General features: G+C 64.9%; 24 protein-coding genes and 2 pseudogenes. 19 read left to right on the top strand and 7 right to left on the bottom strand.

What is annotated here, in order from left to right; translation table 11 throughout:
• Nucleotides 1-5: 5 nt before the first annotated feature.
• Genes BGO20_RS20475 through BGO20_RS20490 form a run of 4 tightly spaced genes read left to right on the top strand, consistent with a single transcriptional unit; the run spans nucleotide 6 to nucleotide 3706 of the window.
• The gene (locus BGO20_RS20475; RefSeq protein WP_291659934.1) at nucleotides 6-896 is read left to right on the top strand and encodes an ABC transporter permease; all 891 of its coding nucleotides are present in this window, start codon (nucleotides 6-8) and stop codon (nucleotides 894-896) included.
• A 2-nt stretch (nucleotides 897-898) separates the two neighbouring features.
• Nucleotides 899-2620 (top strand): dipeptide ABC transporter ATP-binding protein, encoded by a 1722-nt coding sequence (locus BGO20_RS20480; RefSeq protein ID WP_291659317.1) that lies wholly within the window; start codon nucleotides 899-901, stop codon nucleotides 2618-2620.
• Nucleotides 2621-2658: 38 nt separating this feature from the next.
• The gene (gene hpxZ / locus BGO20_RS20485; protein WP_291659318.1) at nucleotides 2659-3045 is read left to right on the top strand and encodes an oxalurate catabolism protein HpxZ; all 387 of its coding nucleotides are present in this window, start codon (nucleotides 2659-2661) and stop codon (nucleotides 3043-3045) included.
• Nucleotides 3046-3049: 4 nt separating this feature from the next.
• Complete coding sequence (locus BGO20_RS20490) at nucleotides 3050-3706, top strand: GntR family transcriptional regulator (RefSeq protein ID WP_291659319.1); 657 nt, start codon at nucleotides 3050-3052, stop codon at nucleotides 3704-3706.
• Here the strand turns inward: BGO20_RS20490 and atzF are convergent.
• Nucleotides 3688-5493 carry an allophanate hydrolase gene (atzF, locus tag BGO20_RS20495; protein WP_291659320.1) on the bottom strand — a complete coding sequence of 602 codons (1806 nt, stop codon included), beginning with the start codon at nucleotides 5491-5493 and terminating at the stop codon, nucleotides 3688-3690. The two genes, BGO20_RS20490 and atzF, sit on opposite strands and share 19 nt — an antisense overlap.
• Nucleotides 5494-5682: 189 nt before the next feature.
• On the opposite strand from atzF, the gene BGO20_RS20500 reads away from it, so the two are divergent.
• The 3 genes from BGO20_RS20500 to BGO20_RS20510 are packed head-to-tail and all read left to right on the top strand — an operon-like array spanning nucleotide 5683 to nucleotide 8005.
• Nucleotides 5683-6384 (top strand): cysteine hydrolase family protein, encoded by a 702-nt coding sequence (locus BGO20_RS20500; protein ID WP_291659321.1) that lies wholly within the window; start codon nucleotides 5683-5685, stop codon nucleotides 6382-6384.
• Nucleotides 6381-6605, top strand: a complete 225-nt coding sequence (locus BGO20_RS20505; RefSeq protein WP_291659322.1) for a DUF4089 domain-containing protein — start codon at nucleotides 6381-6383, stop codon at nucleotides 6603-6605. Before BGO20_RS20500 ends, BGO20_RS20505 begins: the two co-directional genes overlap by 4 nt.
• A complete protein-coding gene (locus BGO20_RS20510; protein WP_291659936.1) occupies nucleotides 6605-8005 on the top strand; it encodes an AtzE family amidohydrolase in 1401 nt (466 codons plus the stop codon). Before BGO20_RS20505 ends, BGO20_RS20510 begins: the two co-directional genes overlap by 1 nt.
• Before the next feature lie 216 nt (nucleotides 8006-8221).
• Here the strand turns inward: BGO20_RS20510 and BGO20_RS20515 are convergent, their stop codons facing one another.
• Nucleotides 8222-9142 carry a LysR family transcriptional regulator gene (locus tag BGO20_RS20515; RefSeq protein WP_291659323.1) on the bottom strand — a complete coding sequence of 307 codons (921 nt, stop codon included), beginning with the start codon at nucleotides 9140-9142 and terminating at the stop codon, nucleotides 8222-8224.
• A gap of 138 nt (nucleotides 9143-9280) precedes the next feature.
• Between BGO20_RS20515 and BGO20_RS20520 the strand changes: the two genes are divergently transcribed.
• On the top strand, nucleotides 9281-10198 hold the full coding sequence (locus BGO20_RS20520; RefSeq protein ID WP_291659324.1) for an alpha/beta fold hydrolase: 918 nt from the start codon (nucleotides 9281-9283) through the stop codon (nucleotides 10196-10198).
• Between the two features lie 15 nt (nucleotides 10199-10213).
• Here the strand turns inward: BGO20_RS20520 and BGO20_RS20525 are convergent.
• From BGO20_RS20525 to BGO20_RS23645, 3 genes and pseudogenes are all read right to left on the bottom strand, one after another.
• A pseudogene (locus BGO20_RS20525) lies at nucleotides 10214-10674 on the bottom strand (IS5 family transposase); the annotation flags it as partial.
• Between the two features lie 78 nt (nucleotides 10675-10752).
• On the bottom strand, nucleotides 10753-11169 hold the full coding sequence (irrA, locus tag BGO20_RS20530; RefSeq protein WP_291659938.1) for an iron response transcriptional regulator IrrA: 417 nt from the start codon (nucleotides 11167-11169) through the stop codon (nucleotides 10753-10755).
• Nucleotides 11170-11424: 255 nt separating this feature from the next.
• Nucleotides 11425-11721, bottom strand: a pseudogene (locus tag BGO20_RS23645) (Fur family transcriptional regulator); the annotation flags it as partial.
• A 200-nt stretch (nucleotides 11722-11921) separates the two neighbouring features.
• On the opposite strand from BGO20_RS23645, the gene BGO20_RS20540 reads away from it, so the two are divergent.
• The 5 genes from BGO20_RS20540 to BGO20_RS20560 all read left to right on the top strand — a co-directional run bounded on the left by BGO20_RS20540 (nucleotide 11922) and on the right by BGO20_RS20560 (nucleotide 16917).
• A complete protein-coding gene (locus tag BGO20_RS20540; protein ID WP_291659325.1) occupies nucleotides 11922-13283 on the top strand; it encodes a carbohydrate porin in 1362 nt (453 codons plus the stop codon).
• A gap of 121 nt (nucleotides 13284-13404) precedes the next feature.
• Nucleotides 13405-14325, top strand: a complete 921-nt coding sequence (locus tag BGO20_RS20545; protein ID WP_291659326.1) for a metal ABC transporter substrate-binding protein — start codon at nucleotides 13405-13407, stop codon at nucleotides 14323-14325.
• Nucleotides 14322-15227, top strand: coding sequence for a manganese/iron ABC transporter ATP-binding protein (locus tag BGO20_RS20550; protein ID WP_291659327.1), 906 nt, complete (start codon nucleotides 14322-14324; stop codon nucleotides 15225-15227). The genes BGO20_RS20545 and BGO20_RS20550 overlap by 4 nt, the downstream gene beginning before the upstream one ends.
• On the top strand, nucleotides 15227-16084 hold the full coding sequence (locus tag BGO20_RS20555; protein WP_465246065.1) for a metal ABC transporter permease: 858 nt from the start codon (nucleotides 15227-15229) through the stop codon (nucleotides 16082-16084). The genes BGO20_RS20550 and BGO20_RS20555 overlap by 1 nt, the downstream gene beginning before the upstream one ends.
• Entirely contained in the window at nucleotides 16081-16917 is an 837-nt protein-coding gene (locus BGO20_RS20560; protein ID WP_291659329.1) for a metal ABC transporter permease, read from the top strand. The genes BGO20_RS20555 and BGO20_RS20560 overlap by 4 nt, the downstream gene beginning before the upstream one ends.
• A gap of 441 nt (nucleotides 16918-17358) precedes the next feature.
• On the opposite strand, the gene BGO20_RS20565 is transcribed toward BGO20_RS20560, so the two are convergent.
• Nucleotides 17359-17736 (bottom strand): Fur family transcriptional regulator, encoded by a 378-nt coding sequence (locus BGO20_RS20565; RefSeq protein ID WP_465246066.1) that lies wholly within the window; start codon nucleotides 17734-17736, stop codon nucleotides 17359-17361.
• A gap of 241 nt (nucleotides 17737-17977) precedes the next feature.
• On the opposite strand from BGO20_RS20565, the gene BGO20_RS23680 reads away from it, so the two are divergent.
• From BGO20_RS23680 to BGO20_RS23655, 5 genes are all read left to right on the top strand, one after another.
• Nucleotides 17978-18373, top strand: coding sequence for a DUF1214 domain-containing protein (locus BGO20_RS23680; protein ID WP_465246061.1), 396 nt, complete (start codon nucleotides 17978-17980; stop codon nucleotides 18371-18373).
• A gap of 71 nt (nucleotides 18374-18444) precedes the next feature.
• Nucleotides 18445-19725: a tyrosine-type recombinase/integrase gene (locus BGO20_RS20575; RefSeq protein WP_291659331.1), complete on the top strand. Its 1281-nt coding sequence runs from the start codon at nucleotides 18445-18447 to the stop codon at nucleotides 19723-19725.
• A gap of 196 nt (nucleotides 19726-19921) precedes the next feature.
• Nucleotides 19922-20200: a helix-turn-helix domain-containing protein gene (locus BGO20_RS20580; protein ID WP_291659332.1), complete on the top strand. Its 279-nt coding sequence runs from the start codon at nucleotides 19922-19924 to the stop codon at nucleotides 20198-20200.
• Entirely contained in the window at nucleotides 20188-20826 is a 639-nt protein-coding gene (locus tag BGO20_RS20585) for a hypothetical protein (RefSeq protein WP_291659333.1), read from the top strand. The genes BGO20_RS20580 and BGO20_RS20585 overlap by 13 nt, the downstream gene beginning before the upstream one ends.
• Before the next feature lie 41 nt (nucleotides 20827-20867).
• Nucleotides 20868-21131, top strand: coding sequence for a helix-turn-helix domain-containing protein (locus BGO20_RS23655; protein ID WP_362890620.1), 264 nt, complete (start codon nucleotides 20868-20870; stop codon nucleotides 21129-21131).
• Nucleotides 21132-21288: 157 nt separating this feature from the next.
• Here the strand turns inward: BGO20_RS23655 and BGO20_RS20590 are convergent, their stop codons facing one another.
• Nucleotides 21289-21561, bottom strand: coding sequence for a hypothetical protein (locus tag BGO20_RS20590; RefSeq protein WP_291659334.1), 273 nt, complete (start codon nucleotides 21559-21561; stop codon nucleotides 21289-21291).
• A 60-nt stretch (nucleotides 21562-21621) separates the two neighbouring features.
• On the opposite strand from BGO20_RS20590, the gene BGO20_RS20595 reads away from it, so the two are divergent.
• Entirely contained in the window at nucleotides 21622-24078 is a 2457-nt protein-coding gene (locus BGO20_RS20595) for a DUF3987 domain-containing protein (protein ID WP_291659335.1), read from the top strand.
• Nucleotides 24079-24192 lie beyond the last annotated feature (114 nt).

Genomic DNA, 24192 nt, shown 5'->3' on the forward strand with positions numbered 1-24192 from the left:
ACGAGATGAGCAAGATCGAACCGGCTCCGCTACGTTTCGAGGCACCACCCGCGACTTCGCTACTGGCGCATGCCCGCCACATCGTCGCCGAGAATCCCGTCACCGGCTTCGCCTTCGCCTTGTTCGCGCTGATCGTACTGGCGGCACTCCTTGGCCCCTCGCTCGTGCCTTATGATCCACTCGCCTCGAACACCAGCGCGGCCCTGCAGGGCCCGAGCGCGTCGCATTGGTTCGGCACCGACCAGCTCGGCAGGGACATCTTCAGCCGCGTCGTCGCCGCGACACGGCTCGATTTCTCGATCGCGGTCACCTCGGTCGCCCTCGTCTTCGTGCTTGGCGGGCTCGCGGGCGTAACGGCCGGCTTCTTCGGCGGCTGGGTCGACACGCTGGTCGGCCGCATCGCCGACACGATCATGGCCTTCCCGCTCTTCGTGCTCGCGATGGGCATCGTCGCCGCGCTGGGCAACAGCGTGACCAACATCGTCATCGCCACCGCCATCATCAACTTCCCGCTTTATGCCCGCGTCGCCCGCGCCGAGGCCAATATTCGCCGCGAGGCCGGCTTCGTTCAGGCAGCCCGCCTCTCGGGCAATTCCGAGTGGCGCCTGCTGCTGACGCAGATCGTGCCGAACATCATGCCGATCATGGCGGTCCAGATGTCCCTGACCATGGGTTATGCGATCCTGAACGCGGCGGGATTGTCGTTCATCGGCCTAGGCGTCCGGCCTCCCACCCCGGAATGGGGCATCATGGTCGCCGAAGGCGCAAGCTTCATCGTGTCCGGAGAGTGGTGGGTCGCGCTCTTCCCCGGCCTCGCCCTGATGACAGCGGTGTTCTGCTTCAATCTTCTCGGCGACGGCGTGCGCGACCTCGTCGATCCGCAGCGGAGGAACTGACGATGAGCGCACCGCCCCTGCTCGATGTAAGGAAGCTCACCGTCGAATTCGCGACCCGCCGCGGCACGGTGCAGGCGGTGAAGGCGATCGACCTCAGCGTCGGCAAAGGCGAAACCGTCGCCGTCGTCGGGGAATCCGGGTCCGGGAAGTCGGTGACGTCCTACGCCATGGTCCGCATCCTCGACCGTGCCGGCCGCATCGCTGACGGATCCATCTCGTTTTCCGGCGTCGACCTCGTTGCCGCCAGCGAGGCGCAGATGCGCGATCTGCGGGGCCGTGAGATATCGATGATCTTCCAGAACCCGCGGGCGGCGCTGAACCCGATCCGCAAGGTCGGCAGGCAGATCGAGGACGTGCTCGTCCAGCATGTCCAGGCGACGCGCGCGACGGCGCGCGAGAAGGCGATCGAGGCGCTGGAGAAGGTCCGCATCGCTCGGCCGGAGGAGCGCTATGACGCCTACCCTTTCGAGCTCTCGGGCGGCATGTGCCAGCGTGTGGTGATCGCGCTGGCGCTGGCCTGCCAGCCCCAGCTTCTCATCGCCGACGAGCCGACGACCGGGCTCGATGTCACCACCCAGAAGGCCGTGATGGACCTGATCGTCGAGCTGACGCGGGAGCGCGGCATGTCGACGATCCTGATCACCCACGACCTCGGCCTGGCCGCCGCCTATTCCGACAGGGTGGTGGTGATGGAGAAGGGCCGCGTCGTCGAGACCGCGGGCGCGCTCGATATCTTCCGCGACCCGCAACATCCCTACACGCGCAAGCTCATGAAGGCGACGCCCCGCCTCGGGATGAGCCTGCAGGACCTCCTGCCGGACGGTCGCGAGGTCCGCGAACGACCGTCTCCGGAGGGCGAGGCCGGTGCAGCCGGATCCCCCGCGCGTTCCCCGCTCGGCCCTCCGCTGCTGGTCGTCGAAAATCTCGTCAAGGAGTACCCGCGACCGCCCAAGGGCAGCCTTCTTGCCCGTCTGACCGGCAAGGCGGAACCCGAGGCACAGCCCTTCCGCGCGGTCGACGGGATCGGCTTCGAGGTCAGGCGCGGCGAGACGCTGGGTCTCGTCGGCGAATCCGGCTGCGGCAAGTCGACCACCTCGATGATGCTGAACCGCCTGCTCGATCCGACCGCCGGCCGCATTCTCTTCGACGGGCAGGACATCGGCGCGATTCCGGCGAAGGGCTTTGCGGCCTCGCCCTTCCGGCAGCGCATCCAGATGGTCTTCCAGGACCCGACGGACAGCCTGAATCCGCGCTTCACCGCCGAGCGTGCCATCGCCGACCCGATCCTGCGGATGGGGAAGATCCGCGGCCGGGCCGCACTGAGGGCTCGCTGCGAGGAACTGGCGCGAAGCGTCGGTCTTCCCACCGAGCTGATCGACCGCTTCCCGCACCAGCTGTCCGGCGGGCAGAAGGCCCGCGTCGGCATCGCACGGGCGATCGCGCTCGACCCCGACCTCGTCATCCTCGACGAGCCGACCGCCGCTCTCGATGTCTCCGTACAGGCCGTCGTGCTCAACCTGCTGGACGAGCTCAAGCAGCGGCTCGGCATGAGCTATATCTTCGTCTCGCACGATCTCAACGTCGTGCGCCTGCTCTGCGACCGGGTCGTCGTCATGCGTTCAGGACGGATCGTTGAACAGGGCACCGCCGAAGAGGTTCTCGGCGATCCCAAGGCCGCCTACACACGGGAACTGCTGTCTGCGATTCCCCATCCCCCCGCCTGAGGGCGTCGAGGGCCGCCAGCCGCCGGAGCGACAGGGTTATGAAGATCAACGATCCCGCCATCCTCGCCGAGGTCGAGGCTGCCTTTGCCGAGTACGAGCGGGCGCTGACGACCAACGATGTCGAGACACTCGACCGCCTGTTCCGGGACGCTCCCGAAACGCTTCGCTACGGCACGGCCGAGAATCTCTACGGCCATGCGGAGATCGCGGCTTTCCGGGCCGGGCGATCTCCGGCGGGGCTGATGCGGAAGCTGGAGCGCACCCGGATCACGACCTACGGCGACGATTTCGCGACGGCGAACACCCTGTTCCGGCGCGATGGCATGACTGGCAAGATCGGGCGGCAGAGCCAGAGCTGGGTCAGGTTCGCGGAAGGTTGGCGCGTTGTCGCGGCGCATGTCAGCGTGATCGCCGAACCGCTGTGACGGCATGAGCCTCCGGACAGCGCCGCCGACGCGCGCAGACAGTCTGCGCCTGCAACTCGCCGACGAGATCGTCTCGGGCGTGCTCGCACCCGGCCGGGCGCTCGACGAGCAGGAGCTGGCGCGGCGCTTCGGCGTGTCGCGCACGCCGGTTCGCGAAGCCATCCGCCAGCTCTGCGCCTCGGGCTTGGTCCAGGTCAGGCCGCATCGGGGCGCCGTCGTCGCGCTGCCGACCGCGGAACAGCTCCACGACATGTTCGAGGCGATGGCCGAGCTGGAGGCGCTGTGCGCCGGGCTTTCGGCCCGCAACATGACGGCGGCCGAGCGTCGTGCCCTCGAAGGTCTTCATCAGGAATTGCGCGGGCTCGTGCATCAGGGCGACCCGATGCGCTATCACGAGCGCAACGAGGCCTTCCACGGAGCGATCTACGCCGGCACGCACAATGGCTATCTCGCCGAGCTGACGCTGATGACACGCAAGCGCGTTGCGCCGTTCCGGCGAGCCCAGTTCCGTGCGACCGGTCGCCTCGGCGGTTCCTGGCAGGAACACGACCGGGTCGTGCAGGCGATCCTGCGGGGCGACCGGCAGGCCGCCGCCGATGCGATGCATGTCCATATCGGCTTCGTGCGCGATGCCTTCCGCGACTATGCCGGAACGCGCTGAGCTGCCTCGGCCGCGACGAAAGCCCGCCAACCGCCGAAGGCCGTAACGTCCCGCGCTCCCTGCACTCCAACCGCCTCGCAGAGAAATCCCTTCGCCCGCAGGCCGTCCGCCAGCGTCAGCGTGCCGATGCCGAGCGGCGCCGGGATGCCGGCCACGAAGCGGCCGAAGCCGTCCGGCGGCAGCGCCCAGACCTCGAGCGCAATCGCCCCGCCCCCCTCCGCCACCCGAAGCAGGCCTGGCCGAAGCGGTGGCCCGCCCGGCAGCGCATAGAGGCGGTAGTCCGGCGTGGTCGCAGTCGCCCGGACGAACCGGCCGCCAAGGGCCGTCAGCTCGCCATTGAGCGGCATCCCTGAAAGATGGGCGCCGACGACCGCAATCTCGATCTCCTCCGCTGCGGCCCGAGCCGGCCACTCCGGCGCGGGCCGCAGCGGCAGGCCGGTGGCACCGAGCGGCAGGTTGCCGGCGGCCTGGAAGGCTCGCCCGAAGCTGGCAAGCGCGGCGTCCTGCCCGGCCGGCGCGATCAGCGTGATCCCCGCCGCGGTCCCGTCCGGTGCGAGGCTGGCGGGCAGGGCGAGCGCGCAGAGATCGAGCAGGTTCACGAAGTTGGTATAGCGGCCGAGCATCGAGTTCGTCCCGATCGGGTCGGCCGCCATCTCGGCCAGGGTGGCGGGGCGCGGCGCCGTGGGCACCATCAGCGCGTCGACCGCCTTCATCGTCGACCGGGCCGCGAGGGCAAGCTCCGCGAGTTCATATCGCGCGGCGAAGGCGGCCGCCGCATCCGGCAAAGGCTTGCCGGCGATCACCCGTCGGATCACCGGCAGGATCGCCGCGGCATCGCGCTCGTAGAGATCGCGGATCGCCAGCCAGCGCTCTGCGACCCAGGGCCCGTCGTACAGCAGCCGTGCAGCCTCGTAGAAGGGTGCGAAGTCCAGCGGCACGATCTCGGCGCCGAGCGCCGCAGCGCGCTGCAGGGCCGCTTCGTAGCTCGCCTGCGCCCGGCCATCGCCGTCGAAGTCGCGATCGGCCGGGCGTGGCACGCCCAGCCGGATGACGGGCGGCGGCGCGGCCGGGCTCCCGAGCGGCAAGGGCCTGGAGAACGGATCGGCCGGATCGGCCCCTGCCACCACTTCCAGGACTGCCCAGGCATCCTCGACCGTCAGGGCGAAGACCGAGACGCAGTCGAGGGTGCGGCAGGCGGGGACGACGCCCGTGCCGGGGACCAGTCCGAGGCTCGGCTTGAGCCCCACGATGTTCTGCAATCCGGCCGGCACGCGTCCAGAACCCGCCGTATCGGTACCGAGCGCGGCAGGCACGATACCGGCTGCGACGGCGCAGGCCGAACCGGAGCTCGATCCGCCGGGCACGAGGTCGCCCCGCAATGCGTTGCGCGGCGTTCCGTAGGGCGAACGCGTGCCGTTCAGCCCGGTCGCGAATTGATCGAGATTGGTCTTGCCGATGACGATCGCACCCTCCGCCCTGAGGCGCGCCACGGCGCTCGCGTCGCATGCGGGCGTATAGGCGAAGCCCGGGCAGGCTGCCGTCGTCGGCAGGCCGGCGACGTCGATATTGTCCTTCACGGCGATCGGAACGCCCCAGAGCCGGCGGCCCCGCGGCCCTTCCTCCTGCAGCCGGTCGGCTTCCGCGGCGACCTCCGCCTCCGGACGCAGCGCGATGAACATCGCCGGGTCGCCATGTGCCCGCCAGCGTGCGTAGCAATCGCCCACGGTCTCACGCAGACGCCGCGCACCCGAGCGATGCGCGGCCAGAAGTTCGGTCAATCCCTGCACGCGATGGCCTCATTGAACGACTGCACAAGGGACAGGCAGTTTCCGGCTGCATGCATGCAAGAGTTGTGCGCAGCTGGTCGGTGATGGCTCGGTTTCGGGATTCTCGGCCTTCCCGAGCCGCTTCCAGCAGATGGTCGCGCCGGGCATGGGGTTTGCAACAGCGGCTCGCATCTCGCTGCGGGAGCCGCCATGGATCGCCTCGTCATTCCCGCTCGTCCCTCGCCGTTCGCGCTCGAACCGGCGCGCACGGCGCTCGTCATGATCGACATGCAGCGCGACTTCCTCGAGCCCGGCGGCTTCGGCGAAGCGCTCGGCAACGATGTCTCGCAGTTGCGCAAGGCGATCGCGCCTTGCCGGGCCTTGCTGGAGACGGCGCGCAAAGCCGGCCTCTTCGTCATTCACACCCGTGAAGGCCACCGAGCGGACCTGTCCGACGCGCCGCAGGCGAAGCTGGAACGCTCGCCACCGGACAGGCGGATCGGCGCCGCCGGTCCGATGGGTCGAATCCTCGTGCGGGGCGAGCCCGGCCACGACATCATCCCGGAGCTCGCGCCGCTTGCAGGCGAGCCCGTTGTCGACAAGCCCGGCAAGGGAGCGTTCTACCAGACGGACCTGGAATTGATGCTGCGCAACCGCGGCATCGTCTCGCTGATCGTCGCCGGCGTCACCACCGAGGTCTGCGTCCATACCACCCTGCGCGAGGCGAACGATCGCGGCTACCGCTGCCTCGTGCCCGCAGACGCCTGCGCGTCCTATTTCCCCGAGTTCCACGAGGTCGGTCTGCGGATGATCGCGGCCCAGGCGGGCCTTTTCGGCTGCGTCACAGGCAGCTCCGAGATCCGCAACGCCTTCGAAAGCCCGGCAAGCCGCCTGGAAGGGAGCACGACATGACGACCAAGGCACCGCCCGGAGCCTTCGATCCGGCCCGTCACCTCGAGGCGATGGCGCCCGCGCTCGGACTGACGATCAGCGAAGCCCAGAAGCCGGCCGTCCTGCAGTTCATCGCCATCGCCCATGGAATGGCGCAGCTCGTCGCCGCGGCGCCGCTGGCCGATGACAGCCTCGAGCTCGCGCCGCATTTCCGCCCGGGCCTGTCGGGAGCGGAACGGTGATGGACGTCTTCGCTCCCGCTCACGAGATCGCCCGCCGTGTCCGCGCCGGCGAGTTCGCCGCCGAGGCGGTGGTGGCGGCGGCGCTGGCGCGCATCTCCAGCCTGGATTCGCGCGTCAACGCCTTCACCGACATCACGTCGGACCGTGCCTTGGCGACGGCGCGGGCGGTCGACCTCGCCCGATCCCGCGGCGAGCCGCTCGGGCCGCTCGCGGGCGTGCCTTTCGCCGCCAAGAATCTGTTCGACATTGCCGGGCTGCCGACGCGCGCGGGCTCCAGGATCAATCGCGAGCGCCAGCCTGCCTCGCGCGACGCAACGTTGATCGAACGTCTCGGCGCAGCCGGGGCGATCCTGCTCGGCGGACTCAACATGGGCGAATACGCCTATGACTTCACCGGCGAGAACGCCCATGACGGACCGTGCCGCAATCCGCACGACCTCGCGCGGATGGCGGGCGGCTCGTCCTCGGGTTCCGGCGCGGCGACGGCCGCCGGCTTCGTGCCGATCGCGCTCGGCTCCGATACGAACGGTTCGATCCGCGTGCCGGGTTCGCTGTGCGGCGTCTTCGGCCTGAAGCCGACCTACGGACGCCTGCCGCGCACGCGCTCCTTTCCTTTCTGCGATTCACTCGACCATCTCGGCCCTCTGGCGCGGGACGTGACCGATCTTGCGCTCGGCTACGACCTGATGCAGGGCGCCGACGAAGGCGATCCGGCCTGCGCACAGCGCCCGACCGAGCCGACATTGCCGCAGTTGAAGCACGGCCTGTCCGGCCTGAGGATCGGCGTCGCCGGGGGATACTTCTCGACCGAAACCATGCCGGAAGCCGACTTTGCGACGACGGCAGTGGCGGAAGCTCTCGCGGCCAGCTCCCGCGTCGAGATCGCGGGTGCCGCCATTGGACGGGCAGCGGCCTTCCTGATCACCAATGCCGAAAGCTCCGCCTTCCATCTGCCTCGGCTCAGGGAGCGCGCGGATGATTTCGACCCGGAGACGCGCGATCGCTTCCTCGCCGGAGCCTTGCTGCCCGCCGCCTGGTACGTCCAGGCTCAGCGCGCGCGCCGCTGGTTCCACGATGAGATGATGCGACATTTCGCCGATGTCGATCTCATCGTCGCGCCGGCCACGCCCTGCCCTGCCCCGCTCATCGGCCAGAAGATCCTGGAGCTGAGGGGAGAGACGCTGCCGCTGCGCCCCAGCCTCGGGCTCTTCACGCAACCGATCTCCTGTGTCGGCCTGCCCGTCGCGGTTGTGCCCTTCGGGGGTGGCGCGCTTCCGATCGGCGTGCAGTTGATCGCTGCCCCCTGGCGCGAGGACATCTGCCTGAGGGCGGCGAAGGCGCTGCAGGAGATGGGCGTCTGCCGGGCCGACCGCCCGGCGGAACCGGCAATGCCAGGCTGATCGAAGCATGGCAGAGGCGATGCGGGAAACCCGCGCCTCTCGGGCTCGAAGGGTTTGCCGGACAGGCGAAGATGCGCGTGCCTGGCCGGTTCGATGATTTCGAGCGGTTCGGCAACGCCGTTCGCGGCAACCCGGCCATCGGCCGACATCAGCCTGGTCGGGTGCGAAGACAGGGTGAGCCCGACAGACCAGCCACGGAGCCGGACAGCCGCCCGTTCAAGCGCGTTCATTGCCTCCGAGACGCTCCCAATACGGCGGGCTGCCGAAGGCCTGACGAAGGCAATCGGCGAAGGCGCGGAGCTTGGCCGATGGCTTGCGGCCCTCGGGATGCGCGAGGTAGATCGCTTCCAGTTCCGGCTGCATGCCGATATCGACGATGTCGAGCCGGCCGCTGCTGATCTCGGCTCCGGCGATGAAAAGGGGCAGCAGGGCGATCCCCAGCCCCGCCAACGCCGCATCGCGCATCATGTCGCCGTTGTTGACCCGCAGGCTCGGTCGCCCGCGCACACTGAGCGTTCCACTCGACCCATGGAAGCGCCAGTCGCCGCTGCCCCGATTGGTGTAGAAGATGCCGTCATGCCCATCGAGTTCGGCGGCGGAAGCCGGGCTGCCGCGCCGCTCCAGATAATCCGGAGCAGCGACCAGCACCCTGCGGCTCGGAGCGAGTGTCCAGGCGACGAGGCGGGAATCCGCGATCGTCCCATGGCGCAGCACGGCATCGTAGCTGTCCGCGCCCGCCTCGACCCGCCGGTCGTCGAGATCGAGCGTCAGCGCGATCTCGGGATGCCGCGCGAGGAAGGGATAGATCGCGGGGCCGAGATGCATGCGGCCGAAGGTGACCGGTGCCGAGATCCGGAGCGGCCCGGCCAGGGTCCCGCGGCGCTCGGCCATGTCGACTGCCGCATCCTCCACCTCGCGGGTGATGCGCGTGGCGCGTTCGAGAAAGGCGGTGCCGTCCTCGGTCAGCGTCAGCCGGCGGGCGCTGCGATGCAGGAGCGTGGCGCCAAGGCTGTGCTCCAGTTCGGCCAGGCGGTCGCTCACCACCGATTTCGACAGATGCAGCCGTCGCGCCGCCTCGCTCAGCGAGCCGGCTTCCGCAATGGCGACGAAGGTCGCGATGCCGTCGAGCTTCAACATCGTTCGGATATTCCGGACCTGAATTTCGCCGATGCAACGCTAATCCGAACGAAGATCGAATGCTACCTTGCGTCATGCCAATGGGGCTGACAGAGACGGTCATCGTCGACCGCCCTCCCAATTGGCTGGAGATGGGTCATGTTGAAGATCGCCTTGACGCTCGGCGCGCTTGCCTTCGCGGCGCCCGCGGGCGCGCAGGTTCCCGACTTTCCGAGCCCGTTCAAGACGCAGGAAATCGCCACCAATGGCGCCACCATCCATGTCCGTGTCGGTGGCCAAGGCCCTGCGGTCGTCCTGCTGCACGGCTATGGCGAGACCGGCGACATGTGGGCGCCGATGGCGGCCGATCTGGTGCGGGATCACACGGTGGTGGTGCCCGATCTGCGCGGGCTCGGCCTGTCCTCGAAGCCGGCGTCGGGCTTCGACAAGAAGACCCAGGCCGGAGATGTCGCCGGCGTGCTCGACGCGCTCAAGGTCGAACGCGCCGATCTGGTGACGCATGACATCGGCAACATGGTCGGCTTCGCTTTTGCCGCGCAACATCCGCAGCGCGTCGGCCGCTTCGTGCTGATCGATGCTCCGGTGCCCGGCATCGGTCCCTGGGAGGAAATTCTGAAGAACCCGCTGCTCTGGCATTTCCGCTTCGGCGGGCCGGATATGGAACGCCTGGTGGCGGGACGCGAGCGCATCTATCTCGACCGTTTCTGGAACGAGTTTTCCGCGACGCCCGCCCGCTTCAGCGAGGCCTCGCGCGAGCACTACGCCAAGCTTTACGCCCTGCCCGGCGCGATGCATTCCGGCTTTGCCCAGTTCGCCGCCTTCGATCAGGACGCGATCGACAACCGCGCATACCTCGCGGCCGGCGGCAAGCTGGCGATGCCGATACTGGCGCTCGGCGGTGAGAAGTCCTTCGGCACGACAATGGCGGCGGTGATGCGGTCAGCCGCGACAGACGTCACCGAGGGCGTCGTTCCGGATTCCGGCCACTGGATCATGGAAGAGAACCCAACGGCTACCGTCGCCATGGTCCGGGCCTTCCTCGACAAGGGACGATAGCCGCCCCGTCCGAGGCGCCTCGGCGCGCAAGGCGTCGCTATCGTAAGCCCTGTCGGCGAGAAGGATGTTTCCCGGCTCGATCGTGTCCAGCATATCGGTGGCCGAGCCCCGTCATGGGCCTGGCCTTCAGTCAGCTTGAGGCGGATCGGGCGGCCTTCGGCGTCGACAAGGGCGTGGATCTTCGTGGTCAGGCCGCCGCGTGAGCGACCCATGCAACGGGATCGCCCGTCTTTTTTTGGCCGTTGGCGGCATGCTGGTGGACGCGGACCGACAAGGCGTCGATCATCTGGATGTCGCCATCGTAAGCGGCTGATACAGCTTGCGGAATGCGCGCCCAATGACCCGCCTTGCGCCACCGGTTGAAGCGGTTGACACAGGTCGTATGCGGGCCATAGCGCGCCGGAATGTCGGCCCGGGGCGCCCCCCCGTGGCAGGCGCCAGAAGATGCCGTTCAGAACGCGTCGGTCATCAACCTGGCCTGCTGCCGGTTCTGTGGACACCGAGATTGAGCTTGATGTCGCGGCAGCGCCTGGCGAGCGCTTCGATTGAGTTTTTCACCCGACACCCTCGATGCGCTTGAGACGGATCACCACGTCGACCTTGGAGATGGCGTAACCAGGGGGCGGCTCCGGTAGGCCGTCGACGCTGATCCGGTCTGGTGCGATGTCAATGATCCGATCCTCATCCTCGATGTAGAAATGATGATGATCGCCAGGGTCAGTGTCGTAGTAGGCCTTGCCGCTATTGACGCTGACCCTGCGGATCAGCCCGGCCTCATCGAATTGGAACAGGGTGTTGTAGACGGTCGCCAGCGAGAGCGAGATGCCCGCTTCGAGCGCTTCCAGATGCAGATGCTCAGCGGTCAGATGGCGATGGCCATCGCCGAAGATCAGGCAGCCGAGCGCGATGCGCTGCCGGGTCGGGCGCAGGCCCGCTTCCTTGAGAATGCGCGTCACCTGCGCACGCGGCATGGGGGCGACTTCGTCCTCCAATAAGAGGCGGTCTCTGGCTTCCTGAGTTAAAAACAGCATGGCATGATCATATCCGGGTGATGATCTTGGTTCACATCGACGGTCGATGCTTCTCCTTGCGCCTGATGCGCAGGACAACGTCGACTTCGACCAGCTCGTAGCCGTCGGGAGGCTCCGGCAGGTCGCAGACCGTGACCCGTCCGCCGGGCACATCGAGCAGCCGATCCTCGTCCATGGCGTAATATGGTGGTGGTCGACCTGCGTATCGAACCACGCTGTCGAACCATAGATCGGAACGCGTTTCAGCAGCCCCAGCTCGCTGAACCCCTTGAGGCTGCGATAGACACAGCTGATGGAGCCGGGCGCGCCTGATCGAACGAGCTCGCCGTGGAGACCTTCGGCCGAGACATGGCGCCCGCCGCCTCCAAACAGCAGGTCCATCAGCGCCAAGCGCTGCTGTGTCGCGCGCATGCCAGCTCCTGAAAGAACATCCCGGGCCGCTAACTCCTCCGAGAAGGCCAGCTCAGCGCGCGACACTTCGATCGACGTCATGGTCCCTTCCTCAATTTCTTATTGCAATTCAGTCGCGATATCATCGTAACGAAATCACGAGCGGCCCTGTCAATTGCTTTCGCGAATGAATCGCAACAATGACCTGACTCCCCTCGACGTCGCGCAGATTCGGCGGCGGTGGCGAACATTCCCGCAGGAGAGAATTGATGAGGCGCCTGTTATCACGCCCCCGATCGCATATGAGGGGAGCATGCGCAGCCCTTTGTCTCGGTCTTGCCCCGCTTGCAGCGCAGGCGGCCGATCCTGCGGCCCGCACCGATGCGCCGCTTACTGAGCCCGGCCTGCTGGAGCGCGAGCAACTCACGGGTGATTGGGGCGGCGCGCGTACGCGGCTGGATGAGGCTGGCCTGACCTTCGGGCTGACGACAACCGGCGACATGTCGACCAATCCGACCGGAGGCCTGCAGAGAGGGCACGGGTTTTCAGGGCTGTTGCAGTTCGGCCTGGATCTCGACCTTGAGAAGATGGCCGGCTGGAAGGGCGGTGCCTTCCACGCCGGCGCCTTCCTGATCGGTGGCCACGGCTTGTCCGGCAAGTTCCTCGGCAATCTGATGCCCATCTCGAATATCGAGTCCGATCCGGCGGGGCGTCTTGCCGAAGTCTACTTCACGCAGACGCTCTTCGACGGGAAGCTCTCCATCAGGCTCGGCCAGCTTCTCGCCGACAGCGAATTCGCCACTAGCGAGACAGCGGGGCTCTTCGTGAATTCGGCTTTCGGCTGGCCCGCTTTGCACGGCATCGTCCTGCCCGGCGGCGGCCCGGCCTATCCTGTTCCGGCTCCCGGCGTGCGCGTCGCCTTCAAGCCGGACGATGCCTGGACCGTTCAGGCCGGCGTCTACAGCGGCAATCCTCTCGGTCGGAACGACAAGAACAAGCACGGCCTGACCTTTCCGCTGAACCAGGGTGTCTTCGCCATTGCGGAAGCGGCCTATACTCACGACTACGGCGGCGGCGTCACCGGAACCTACAAGCTCGGCGGCTGGTACAATTCGCGCCGCTTTGACGATGTGCGGATTGCGACCAACGGCCTGTCCTTCGCTGACCCGAATGCCGATCCCGATCCGCTGCGCCACCGCGGCAATTTCGCCTTTTACGGTGTGATCGATCAGGTGCTCTGGAAGTCACCGGATGCGGAGACGACGGGCCGTAGCCTCGCCGCCTTCGCGCGTGTTGTGGTCGCGCCGGAGAAGAACCGCAACCATGTCGATTTCTATGCCGACGCCGGCATCACCTATACCGGGCTCCTGCCAGGGAGGAAGAACGACATCGTCGGCGTCGCCGTGGCCTACGCCCAGGTTAGCTCCAGCTTGCGTCAGCTTGACCGCGACATGATCACCTTCTCGGGCGATCCTCAGCCAGTTCGTTCCTCCGAGCTCGTGATCGAGGCCTCCTACCAGACTCAGCTTGCGCCCTGGCTCAAGGTGCAACCCTTCGCGCAGTGGATCGTTCGCCCCGGCGGCGGCGAGCCGGACCCCGACAAGCCCTGGCGCAAGATTCCCAAAGCGACGGTCTTCGGCCTGCGGAGCGTCACGGTGTTCTGAAGCGACGGGATATCCGTCGGCCGTTCACCTCATAATGCAGTTCAGTCTTGTTTGCAAAAAAAAGCAGCTTCGGGTAACGATGAAAATGCAATTGAAAGCGATTATCAATAAGGAGGCATTCATGCCGAATGGTCTGCGGCGGTCGTTCCTGGCCGGTATGATGGGGGCTGCGCTCGCCGCGGCCTTGGGTGCGGCTCCGGCTGCGGCTCAGGAGAAGTTCAAGGCCGTGACGACCTTCACCGTTATCGCCGACATGGCAAAGAACGTCGCTGGCGACACAGCGATCGTCGAGTCGATCACCAAGCCGGGCGCCGAGATTCACGAATACCAGCCGACGCCGGGCGATATTCAGCGCGCGCAGGGTGCGCAGCTCATCTTCGCGAACGGGCTCAATCTCGAGCTCTGGTTCCGGAAATTCTATCTGAACCTGAAGGATGTGCCGGAGGTCGTCGTCTCGCAGGGCGTCGAGCCGATGGGCATCACTCAGGGGCCCTATAGCGGCAAGCCCAATCCGCATGCCTGGATGTCGCCGAAGAGCGCAATCGTCTATGTCGACAATATCCGCGACGCCTTCGTCAAATATGACCCACAGAACGCCGCGGCTTACAAGGCGAATGCCGAGGCCTACAAGGCCAAGATAGAGGCCGCGATCGCGCCTATCCGGGAAACGCTCGGCAAGATTCCCGCTGACAAGCGCTGGCTGGTCACGAGCGAGGGCGCGTTCTCCTATCTGGCGCGCGATTTCGGGTTGAAGGAGCTTTACCTCTGGCCGGTCAATGCCGACCAGCAGGGCACGCCCCAGCAGGTCCGCAAAGTCGTCGACGCCGTCAGGAAGCATAAGATCCCGACGGTCTTGAGTGAGAGCACCATCTCGGACAAGCCGGCACGGCAGGTCGCCCGCGAGACCGGCGCCCACTACGGCGGCGTGCTTTATGTCGATTCCCTCAGCGAGGCGGACGGTGCGGTCCCAACCTATCTCGACCTGCTGCGGGTCACCTCCGCGACGGTGGCGAAGGGGCTCAGCGAGGGCCTGACGCAATGACCGCAGCGGTCGACGACCTTGCCCGCCCCGCATCTTCAAATGCGGGGCATGGCATTCTGGCGACGGATGCCACCGTCACCTACCGCAACGGCCACACCGCGCTGCGTGACGCCAGCTTCCGGATTCCGACCGGGACGATCACCGCGCTGGTCGGTGTCAACGGCTCCGGCAAGTCCACCCTGTTCAAGGCGATCATGGGCTTCGTGCGCCTGGCGAGGGGCGAGATCCGTGTGCTCGGCATGCCGGTCGCACAGGCCCTGCGAAAGAACCTCGTCGCCTATGTGCCGCAATCCGAGGAGGTCGACTGGAATTTTCCAGTCCTCGTGGAGGACGTGGTGATGATGGGCCGCTACGGCCATATGGGCATGATGCGCCGGCCGAAGGCCGCCGATCACGCGGCGGTCGCGGCAGCGCTGGCCCGCGTCAATATGAGCGAGTTCCGCAAGCGCCAGATCGGAGAGCTCTCCGGCGGCCAGAAGAAGCGGGTTTTCCTCGCCCGCGCGCTCGCGCAGGACGGCCGCGTCATCCTGCTCGACGAGCCCTTCACCGGCGTCGACGTCAAGACAGAGGACCAGATCATCAAGCTCTTGCGAGAATTGCGCGACGAAGGCCGCGTCATGCTGGTCTCGACGCATAATCTTGGTTCTGTGCCGGAGTTCTGCGATCGCACTGTCCTGATTAAGAGAACCGTGCTCGCTTATGGCCCGACCGTCGAGACTTTCACCCAGGACAACCTCGAGAAGGCATTCGGCGGCGTGCTGCGCCACTTCGTGTTGAACGAGGCACAGAACGGCAGGCCAACGCCGGTTGGCGTGTTCACGGACGACGAGCGGCCGCTGATCCTTCAAAGCGGTAAGACGGCTGTGCGCGATACTCGTGTTGATAGTAGGGCGCGGACATGATGCTCGAATTCCTCGAGCCCTTTACCTATGACTACATGCGAAATGCGATGTGGGTTTCGGCTCTTGTCGGCGGGGTCTGCGCGTTCCTGTCCTGCTATCTCATGCTCAAGGGCTGGTCGCTGATCGGCGACGCGCTCTCGCATGCCATCGTTCCGGGCGTCGCGGGCGCCTACATGCTCGGCCTGCCCTTCGCGATCGGGGCCTTCTTCTCCGGTGGCCTGGCGGCCGCGGCCATGCTCTTCCTTAACCAGCGCACCAAGCTGCGCGAGGACGCCATCATCGGCCTGACCTTCTCCGCCTTCTTCGCGCTCGGCCTGTTCATGGTGTCGCTTAGGCCGATGGCGGTGAACATCAAGACGGTCGTGCTCGGCAACGTTCTCGCCATCACGCCCGGTGACACGCTCCAGCTCGCAATCATCGGCTTCGTCTCGCTCGCCATCCTGCTGGTGAAATGGAAGGACTTGATGGTCACCTTCTTCGACGAAAACCACGCGCGCTCCATCGGGCTCAACCCCGCGCGGCTGAAGTTCGTGTTCTTCATGCTGCTCTCGGCCTCAACCGTTGCGGCCCTTCAGACGGTCGGTGCCTTCCTTGTGATCTGCATGGTGGTGACGCCGGGGGCGACCGCCTATCTGCTGACCGACGGCTTCCCCAGACTGCTCACGATCGCCGTCACCCTCGGCTCGCTGACGAGCTTCCTCGGCGCCTATATCAGCTATTTCCTGGACGGAGCGACCGGCGGCATCATCGTCGTGCTGCAGACGACGATCTTCCTGATCGCATTCTTCTTCGCGCCCAAGCACGGCATGCTCGCGGCCCGCAGGCGCGCGGCGAAGGCCCTGGAGGCCGCCCAATGATCGAGACCTTGCTGGCCCCTTTCCAGTTCGACTTCATGGTCAATGCGCTGATCATCTCGGTCGTGGTCGCCGTTCCGATGGCGTTGCTGTCCTGCTTCCTCGTCCTCAAGGGCTGGTCACTCATGGGCGATGCGATCAGCCACGCGGTTTTCCCTAGTGTGGTGATAGCATACATGGCCGGCATTCCCTTCGCCGTCGGCGCCTTCACCGCCGGCATGCTCTGCGCCGTCGCCACCGGCTTCCTGAAGGACAACAGCCGGATCAAGCAGGACACGGTGATGGGCGTAGTCTTTGCCGGGATGTTCGGACTCGGTCTCGTCCTCTACGTAAAGGTTCGCTCCGACGTGCATCTCGATCACATCCTGTTCGGCGACATGCTCGGCGTGTCTTGGCGGGATATCGGCGAGGCGACGGCGATTGCCGCTGCCACGGCCGGGATTATCGGCCTAAAGTGGAGGGATTTCCTGCTCCACGCATTCGACCCGGCCCAGGCGAGGGCAGTCGGCCTGTACGTCAACCTTCTGCATTATGGCCTGCTTGGCCTGATCTCGCTCACGATCGTCGGCGCCTTGCAGGCGGTCGGCCTGATCATGGCGGTCGCCATGCTGATCGCGCCCGGCGCCATCGCCTTCCTGCTGACCCGCAGGTTCAGCATGATGCTGATCCTTTCGGTCGCAATCGCGGCCGTTGGGTCGTTTCTCGGCGTCTACCTGTCGTTCTTCATCGACAGCGCGCCAGCGCCCACCATTATCCTGCTGCTCACGATCGTCTTCATCCTCGCTTTCATCCACTCCACCCGCAAGGCGGACCGGTTCGAGGTGCAGGAAGGCTAGCAAGCCGTAGCAGAAGGCGGCGGCGTTGATCTCGACGAAGGCGTATTCGATACCGGAGGGCGGCGGTCACGGGAGGCCAAAGGCAGGCGCAGCGCCTGCACAGTTTTCTCGCCGTCCACGGGCCGCGCCTGCCCATCATGGCGCAGCTCATCCTGAATTCGGCGACTTTCAGGCGGCTGATCGAGTGCCTCGATACGCTGGCGGGGATCGCGCGTGAGTGTGACCCACTGCCTCCCCGCCGGCTCCCGCTCAGGCAAGTGAGAATTCCTGCCAGATAAAGGAGACGCTCGGGCCCTGCATGCCGCCCTAGGGTCGCATGATATTCCGTTGGCGCTTCATCAACGCCTGCTCTGCAATCCACCGGCAGCCCGGCCGTCAAGAGGTGGAAGGACCCCTCGTCAGTGAAGCCTTCGCTCGGTTGGCCGTTTGTGAAATCATACGCTATTCACCTGTACTGCGACGTGTCGGTCTGCGCCTCCTTGGCTTCAGCGGCCTGACGTAGATTTCGAGCTTGTGGCTGACGATTTCGAAGCCGTGTCGGCGGGCGATCTCCTCCTGAAGCTTCTCGATCTCCTCGGAGCGGAATTCGACGACGTTTCCGCTTTCGACATCGATCAGGTGGTCGTGATGCTCTCGCTCGGCGCTTTCGAAGCGGGCACGGCCATCGGCGAAGGTGTGTCGTTCCAGGATCCCTTTTTCCTCCAGGAGGCTCAGGGTCCGGTAGATGGTCGCAATCGCTATGCCGGGATCGATCGCTGTTGCGCGCTTGTGAAGTTCGACCGCATCTGGATGATCGGCCGATTCCGACAAAACCTGCATGATGACCTGACGCGGACCTGTCAGGCGAAGACCGTGCTCACGACATACGGCTGCAATGTCACTCTTGAACTGCACGTCTCCTCCATCCGCCCACGAACGCCTGATACCAACCCGGCCAAGCCTTTGAGGCTATTTGCCGTCTGATCAGGAAAGCGGCGAGATATACGATAGGCGGCTTATAAGGTGAACAGGGCTACACAGGACCCGGCTTCGTCGAAAGCAGGATTTCCTGGCCGGAGGTGTGGAAGACCATCTCCAAGGCGGCCGCGATCGGGCCGGTTTTGGGTCGTGCGTTCAACCGACACTTTACCGCAAAGCATCCGAGCGGGCCTGCTATGGCGGCTCGCAGTATCTGATCGGTTTCCTCGACTCCAAAGGCAAACCGTTCGACGGCGCGAAGACCTGCAAGGTAGCCCTGCCCAAGGGCATCCCGGCAGCGACATTCTGGTCTTTCACGCTCTACGACAACTCGCAGCTGCCTCCATCCGAAGGATTACAGCGCGATCTCAAAAACATGGGTGATCGCATTTTTATCCTGAATGGCGCGCCCGACACGATTCGAACGTGTGACCTTTGCCTTCGGAGAGCAGTCATAGCGACTTCCTTTGACGTCAGTAACGTCTATAAGTATCTGTAAAATAAGTACTTGCCAACATACACGTCATCCCTATTTTCAACGTCTGTGTGGGACGTTGTGTGGGACAAATTGTGCAGGCCGACATTTCGACGGTGGCGAAGCGCGCCAAGCTGAAGCCTCGCAAGAACCCGTATTGGACCGCGCTGAGCGGCGGCCGTGGTGGCGTGTCGCTCGGCTATCGCCGCTCCGCCAAATCAGGCACCTGGATTGCCAAGATCGTCGTGGAGGGCAACCGCTCCGAAAACCGTCTCGGGCTCGCTGACGACGAGGCCCAGGCCGACGGAGCTCTTAGCTACCGGACAGCGGCCGAGGCGGCCTTGGAGTGGAGCCGCCAGCAATTCGCCTCGCTCGAGGCCGGAGCGTCGAAAGCAACACGGCAGCCGGCAACGGTCGAAATGGCGGTTACGGATTACATTGCAGCCCGTAAGCGGAAATCCCCATCGTCGGCCAAGAACGCGACTAGCCGACTGACGGCTTATGTCCTGGCCGATCAGGCGTTCGCGGGAACGCGCTTGGCGAAGCTTCGCGCATCGACGATCGAGACGTGGCGCGACCGGCTGCCGATGAAGACAAATGATCCCGAGAGCGAGGGGCTGGCCGCGTCATCGATCAATCGATTGCTTAACGATCTTCGCGCCGCGCTGAACGCGGCTGCGGAGAGACGCCGGCGCGAATTGCCGGCCCACCTCATGCAGGAAATTCGGATCGGAACACGTCGGCTGCAAGCGGACAGTGGCGCCACGATGATGGTGCTAACGGACAAACAGGTCCGCAGCGCAGTCGCAGCCGCAGAAAAACTAGAGCTTGAGTTCGGCCAGTTGGTCGCAGCCGCTGCCGCGACTGGCGCCCGTTTCAGCCAACTTGCCGCGGTCAAGGTCGGCGACCTTCAGGTTGCGCAGGCTCGGCTGATGATCCCCTCTTCTCGAAAGGGCAGAGCGGGCAAGCCCCGCACTCCTATCGCCTTCCCGTTGTCCTCCGACGTCGTCGCGAAGCTGGCGGCGGCAACCAACGGTAGACCGGCGAGCGCTCCGTTGTTTCGGCGCTGGGCGTATCGGCGTGGCAAGCGCCTCGAGTGGATCCGCGATCAGCTTGTGCCCTGGTCGGCCTCATCCGAGGCGCAAGCGCAGTGGGCAAACGTGGCAAAGAACGCCGAGCTGCCGGCAGGCACGACGATGTACGCACTGCGCCACAGTTCGATTGTGCGAGGGCTAAAGGCAGGGCTGCCCGTTCGGCTCGTCGCTGCACTTCACGACACCTCTATACCGATGATCGAGAAGCATTATGCCGCTTTCATCGTCGATGCGACTGAGGAGATCGCGCGTCGCGCAGCGGTTTCTCTGACGTATATCTGATGTATGCCATTTAGATATACATTCAACAATTACAAGAGACCCAGACTTAACGCCAATAACGGTTGCACTCTACGTAAGAGAGAGATATAACGTCGGGCGCCGCTCCGATTTGGTTTTCGGTTTTCAGGTCTGTTCGGGGTTTTTCGGATGCGGTGCTCCCTAACCCTTGCGCGTTGCGCAAACCCGGAGACCTTCTGTGAAACACCGTGTCATCGCGGGCGCCACGCCGTGGCGCGATCGCCCTTTCCTCACCCTTCAAGATGCCGCCGAGATCGTCGGCTGCTCAACCGCGACGCTTTACGGCGCGGCTGCCGCAGAGCGCTTGGAGCTTTGCCGGCTCGGCGGCCGAACGCTGGTCAAGACCCCCAGCCTGGTCGCTTACATTGCTACCGCGAAGCGCTGGACGCCTTCGCCGAAGACGAAACAGGCGACGGAGGCCAGGAAGAAAGCGGCCGCAGATGGTTGGCGGAGCTGAGCTTCGCCATGGCACGAGGAGAGCGCCATTACTCAGCGGGTCCGTTCGTCAAGCCGCCGGCCAAATCTGAGCTCAAACGTCTTGTCGATGCGCTCGAAAAGTCGGCAGCGGAAAGCGACCTACCGGCTACCATCGAGGATTGCGTGATCGAGTGGGCGGAAGATCTGATCCTTCGTCGACTTGTCGATAAAGGGATGCCGGCTGAGCTCGCCAGCGATCCGCCGGCATGGCTTTCGGGGCTAGTCGATTCGGAAGCGACTTTGCTCCGCGCTGAAGCTCGAGAGCAGCGCGAAAAGAAGCGAGCCAGGCGCGGAAGGCCGCCTTATCCAAACAACTTCGCGAATTCCGTCGCGATATTTGAGTGGCATCGACAGCGCTCCGCGGCGGCTCAAGATGCGAGTGCAAATGCCGTGTTTGAACGTGTTGCAAAGGCTTTGGGGCCGGGCATCACCCGGCACCATGTGCGACGCATCTACAAATTCCACGCGCGTCGATTTGCTCGGCTCAAGCGCGACGCCCCTCAAAAGCTCGAGCTCGTACTCGATATGATGCGCGTCATCGACGAGCAGGCCGAGCAGTTCCGGTTCCAAGGTGCGCGCAATTGTGGCGGCTCCGCGCGCTTTTAGCGCGCAGCAGCCGGCAGGATGATCGGGGCATCCCGATTGGAGTGCATCCCTTGGCCGACACCCCGCTAGAACGCGCTATCTCGCCCATACTGCAGCCGGATGGGTTGGTCACTGTCGCCGAGGCCGCGGCACTCTTAGGCCGCTCAACGAGCTGCATTCGCGACTGGATCACAGCAGGCGAGCTCACCCCGGCAAGCCCTAGGGGGCGTGTTCTGCTCCGCTCGTCAGACGTCCGAAATCTGCGCGATCGGTTGCCGCGCTCAAAGCCGACACTGCGGCTCGTTTGGGTCAATCCCGACCTCTAAAACAGATCGGCCGGCTGATCGCTGCAACGATCGCCGGCCAAGAGGATTTCCAATGCACAGGGTTAGTATAGAACGAGATCCAACGGCGTTCAACGGGCAGAGACCGGCGACTTTTGCGGAGTGCATCGGTGCAACGAGCGGCGCACGTGAAACTCTGTCAGCCGATTTCTCTCTGCTTGAAAGCCGAAACCTTCTTACGAAAAGCTTCCGCCTCGGCTCCGGCGGAGCAATCGAAAAGACCGGCACCGGTGCTTTTGCTCGCGGGATTGCCAGGCGCGTGGCGCTTTCGGGGAACCGCGCTGGGGATCTGTTGAGGCAGTTCGCCAAACACCTGTCGGCCCTCAATCGGCATCAGGCCATCGTAATGGTCCCTCCTCCATCCGAGAAGGATGAATGGACAGTCGTTACGACCGCTGAGATCGATCAGCACCGTGGCGCCATTGCCAGGTCGCGGAAGTTCTTCCCTGCGAAGTCGGGGCCAGCGCTTCTGATGATCGACTTCGACACGCGAGCCTACCCGCCGAGCCTGCGAGAAAAAATCGGATCGGCGGGAAACCTGTCAGCAGTACTCAAGGCCATTTTTCCTGACTTCGCGCATGCTGCATCGCTCACGCGAAATTCGACGTCGTCAGGCATTCACTGCCCGTCGACAGGCGAGACGACGAACGATAGCGGCCAGCATCGGTACTTCGTGGTCGCGGACGGGTTAGATGCCAGCGATTTCGCCACGCGTCTGCACCAGCGACTTATCTTGAAAGGCTACGGCTTCGGCATCATTCGAAAAACCGGCCATGTCGATATCTGCTCCCTGATCGACGAGGGCGCATCAGCGCCGGAGCGGATTGTCTACGAAGCCGACGCTGATTTGGGCGCAGGGCTGCAGCAGTCGCAGGCTGCCAGGACGTCGCAGATCAAGGACGGCTTTCTGCTCGACACCCGCTCCTTGCCACCTCTCAGCCCGGAGGAGACGCAGCGTTTCGTTGCGGAGTGCAATGAGATCCGCAACGCTCTTCGCGGCGAAGCAGCCGCACAGCGCGCGGTCTGGCTTGAAGAACGCGTCCGCGAGCGCGTCGCGAAAGGAGAGCCCGAAGAACGCGTAAGGCAATCGCTGACGGACGCCGTGGACCGGCGGGAGCTCTGTGGAAGCTCAATCGAAATTCAACTGGACGATGGTTCGACGGTCACGCCCAACAAAATCCTGGCTGACTTGTCTGCCTTCCACGGCAAGACGTGCGCCGATCCGCTGGAACCCGAGTACGGCGGCGGGCGGAACCTCGCGATCATTTACACGAAAGGCCACTCCCGCCCGATCATCCATTCGCATGCGCATGGAGGCATCCAATACGTCCTCACGCCCGATCCGCTTATCTGGTTCGAAGATCTTGGCGACGAGCCCTCCAGGCCGGCGTCCGATCCGTCCTGGCCGGAACCGGCCGACATCTTCGGCGATGCTGGCACGATAGGCCTCGGCGATTTCCCGCTCGACTGCCTTTCACCCCAACTCGCTGCTTGGGTCGGGTCGCAGGCGAGGCGTAAGGGCGTGCCGACCGCATTTGCAGGCGCGGGAGCCCTGACTACGATCAGCGCCGCGGTCGGAGCGTCGCTGCGCATCAGGCCGCACCAGAAAGATGACTGGGAAGAGCCGGCGGGGCTTTGGACGGTTCTCATCGCGGAACCCGGATCCGGCAAGAGCCCAACGATTTCAGCCGCCCTCGCGCCCCTTCGCGATCTCGACAACCGGCACGGTAACGAAGATCGCGCAGCCCACGCAGAATGGACGCGCCGCCAGGCGAAGCGGCACCGAAAGGACGCGCCGGATCAGCCCCTCGAGCGAGTGCCGCGCATTCGGCGATACGTCCTCGATAGCGTGACCGCCGAAAAGCTGGTCCGCATCATGGCCGACAATCCGCGTGGCATCATGCGAGCACCGGACGAGTGGGCAAGCTTCCTGGGCGAGATGGGCGCCTATAAGCGGGATGCAGGCGGTGACCGGGCAATGATGCTGCGGACGTTTGACGGCGGCAGCATCGACATCGAGCGGATGGGCAGCGGGAACACTCACGCGGCTTGCGGCCTTCAATCGATCCTGGCCGGATCTCAGCCGGATAAAATTCAGCGAGCTCTCGCAAACCTCGCTGAGGATGGCATGGCGCAACGCACGCTGTTCATATTGGACGACGATATCCGCCGTGTCTCGATCGACGAGGAGCCGGATAAAGAAGCCGAGCGGGCCTATCGTTCAACGATCCAGACGCTGGCTGCCGCCAGCTATATTTTTGACGATCCAGTGCGGCTCACGCCGGAAGGTTACGACGCGTCCAAGCGAGCACTGGAACAAATCACGCTGATTGGCCGGTTTCCAGGCTCGCCTGCAGCGTTCGCAGGGCATCTCGCGAAATGGGGCCGCCTGCTGCCTCGCGTCATCCTGGCAATCCACTCCTTCGAGGAATGTGAGGCGCTTGGATATGTCGATGCGTCGAAGCCCGTGCCGCTCGAGCGCGTCCAACGGTGCATCAGGATCGCCATGTTCCTCGTGAGGCACCAGTTTGCGTTCTACAGCCAATATCTCGTGCCGGATGAGAAGGACGCGGAAGCGCGCTGGCTCGCCGGCTTTATGCTGACGAGGCCCGGCGTGGACCGCTTCAGTCACAAGACGATCTATGACGCCAGGACCGAGTTGCGCGGCGCAGATGAGCGGGACCGCCGCAGGCGCGCAGGCATTATGGACAGGCTCGTCGATGCTGGATGGTGCCGCGTCGAGAAGCACAAGGACGGTTTGCCGGACACTTGGCTCGTCAATCCGCGAGTTTACGAGCGCTTCGCTCAACGTGCAGAGCACGAACGGACAGAACGGGCGGCGCGTCTCGTGGAGATTGAACAAGCAGCGGCTGCGCGTCGCAATCTGATCAATCAGGACAATTCGTCCAAAATGGGGGTTCAGACGTGAGCAAGCTGGCTCAATCGCGGCAATCGCGGCATGCGTACGCGAGATCCAGATTTATTTTCTTACAATCTTATATAACCACCGCCAGCGTTGCATTTGTCTATGCCTCCCATGCGC

It is taken from the genome of Allobosea sp. 67-29, assembly GCF_001898115.1.
Taxonomy (GTDB): domain Bacteria; phylum Pseudomonadota; class Alphaproteobacteria; order Rhizobiales; family Beijerinckiaceae; genus Allobosea.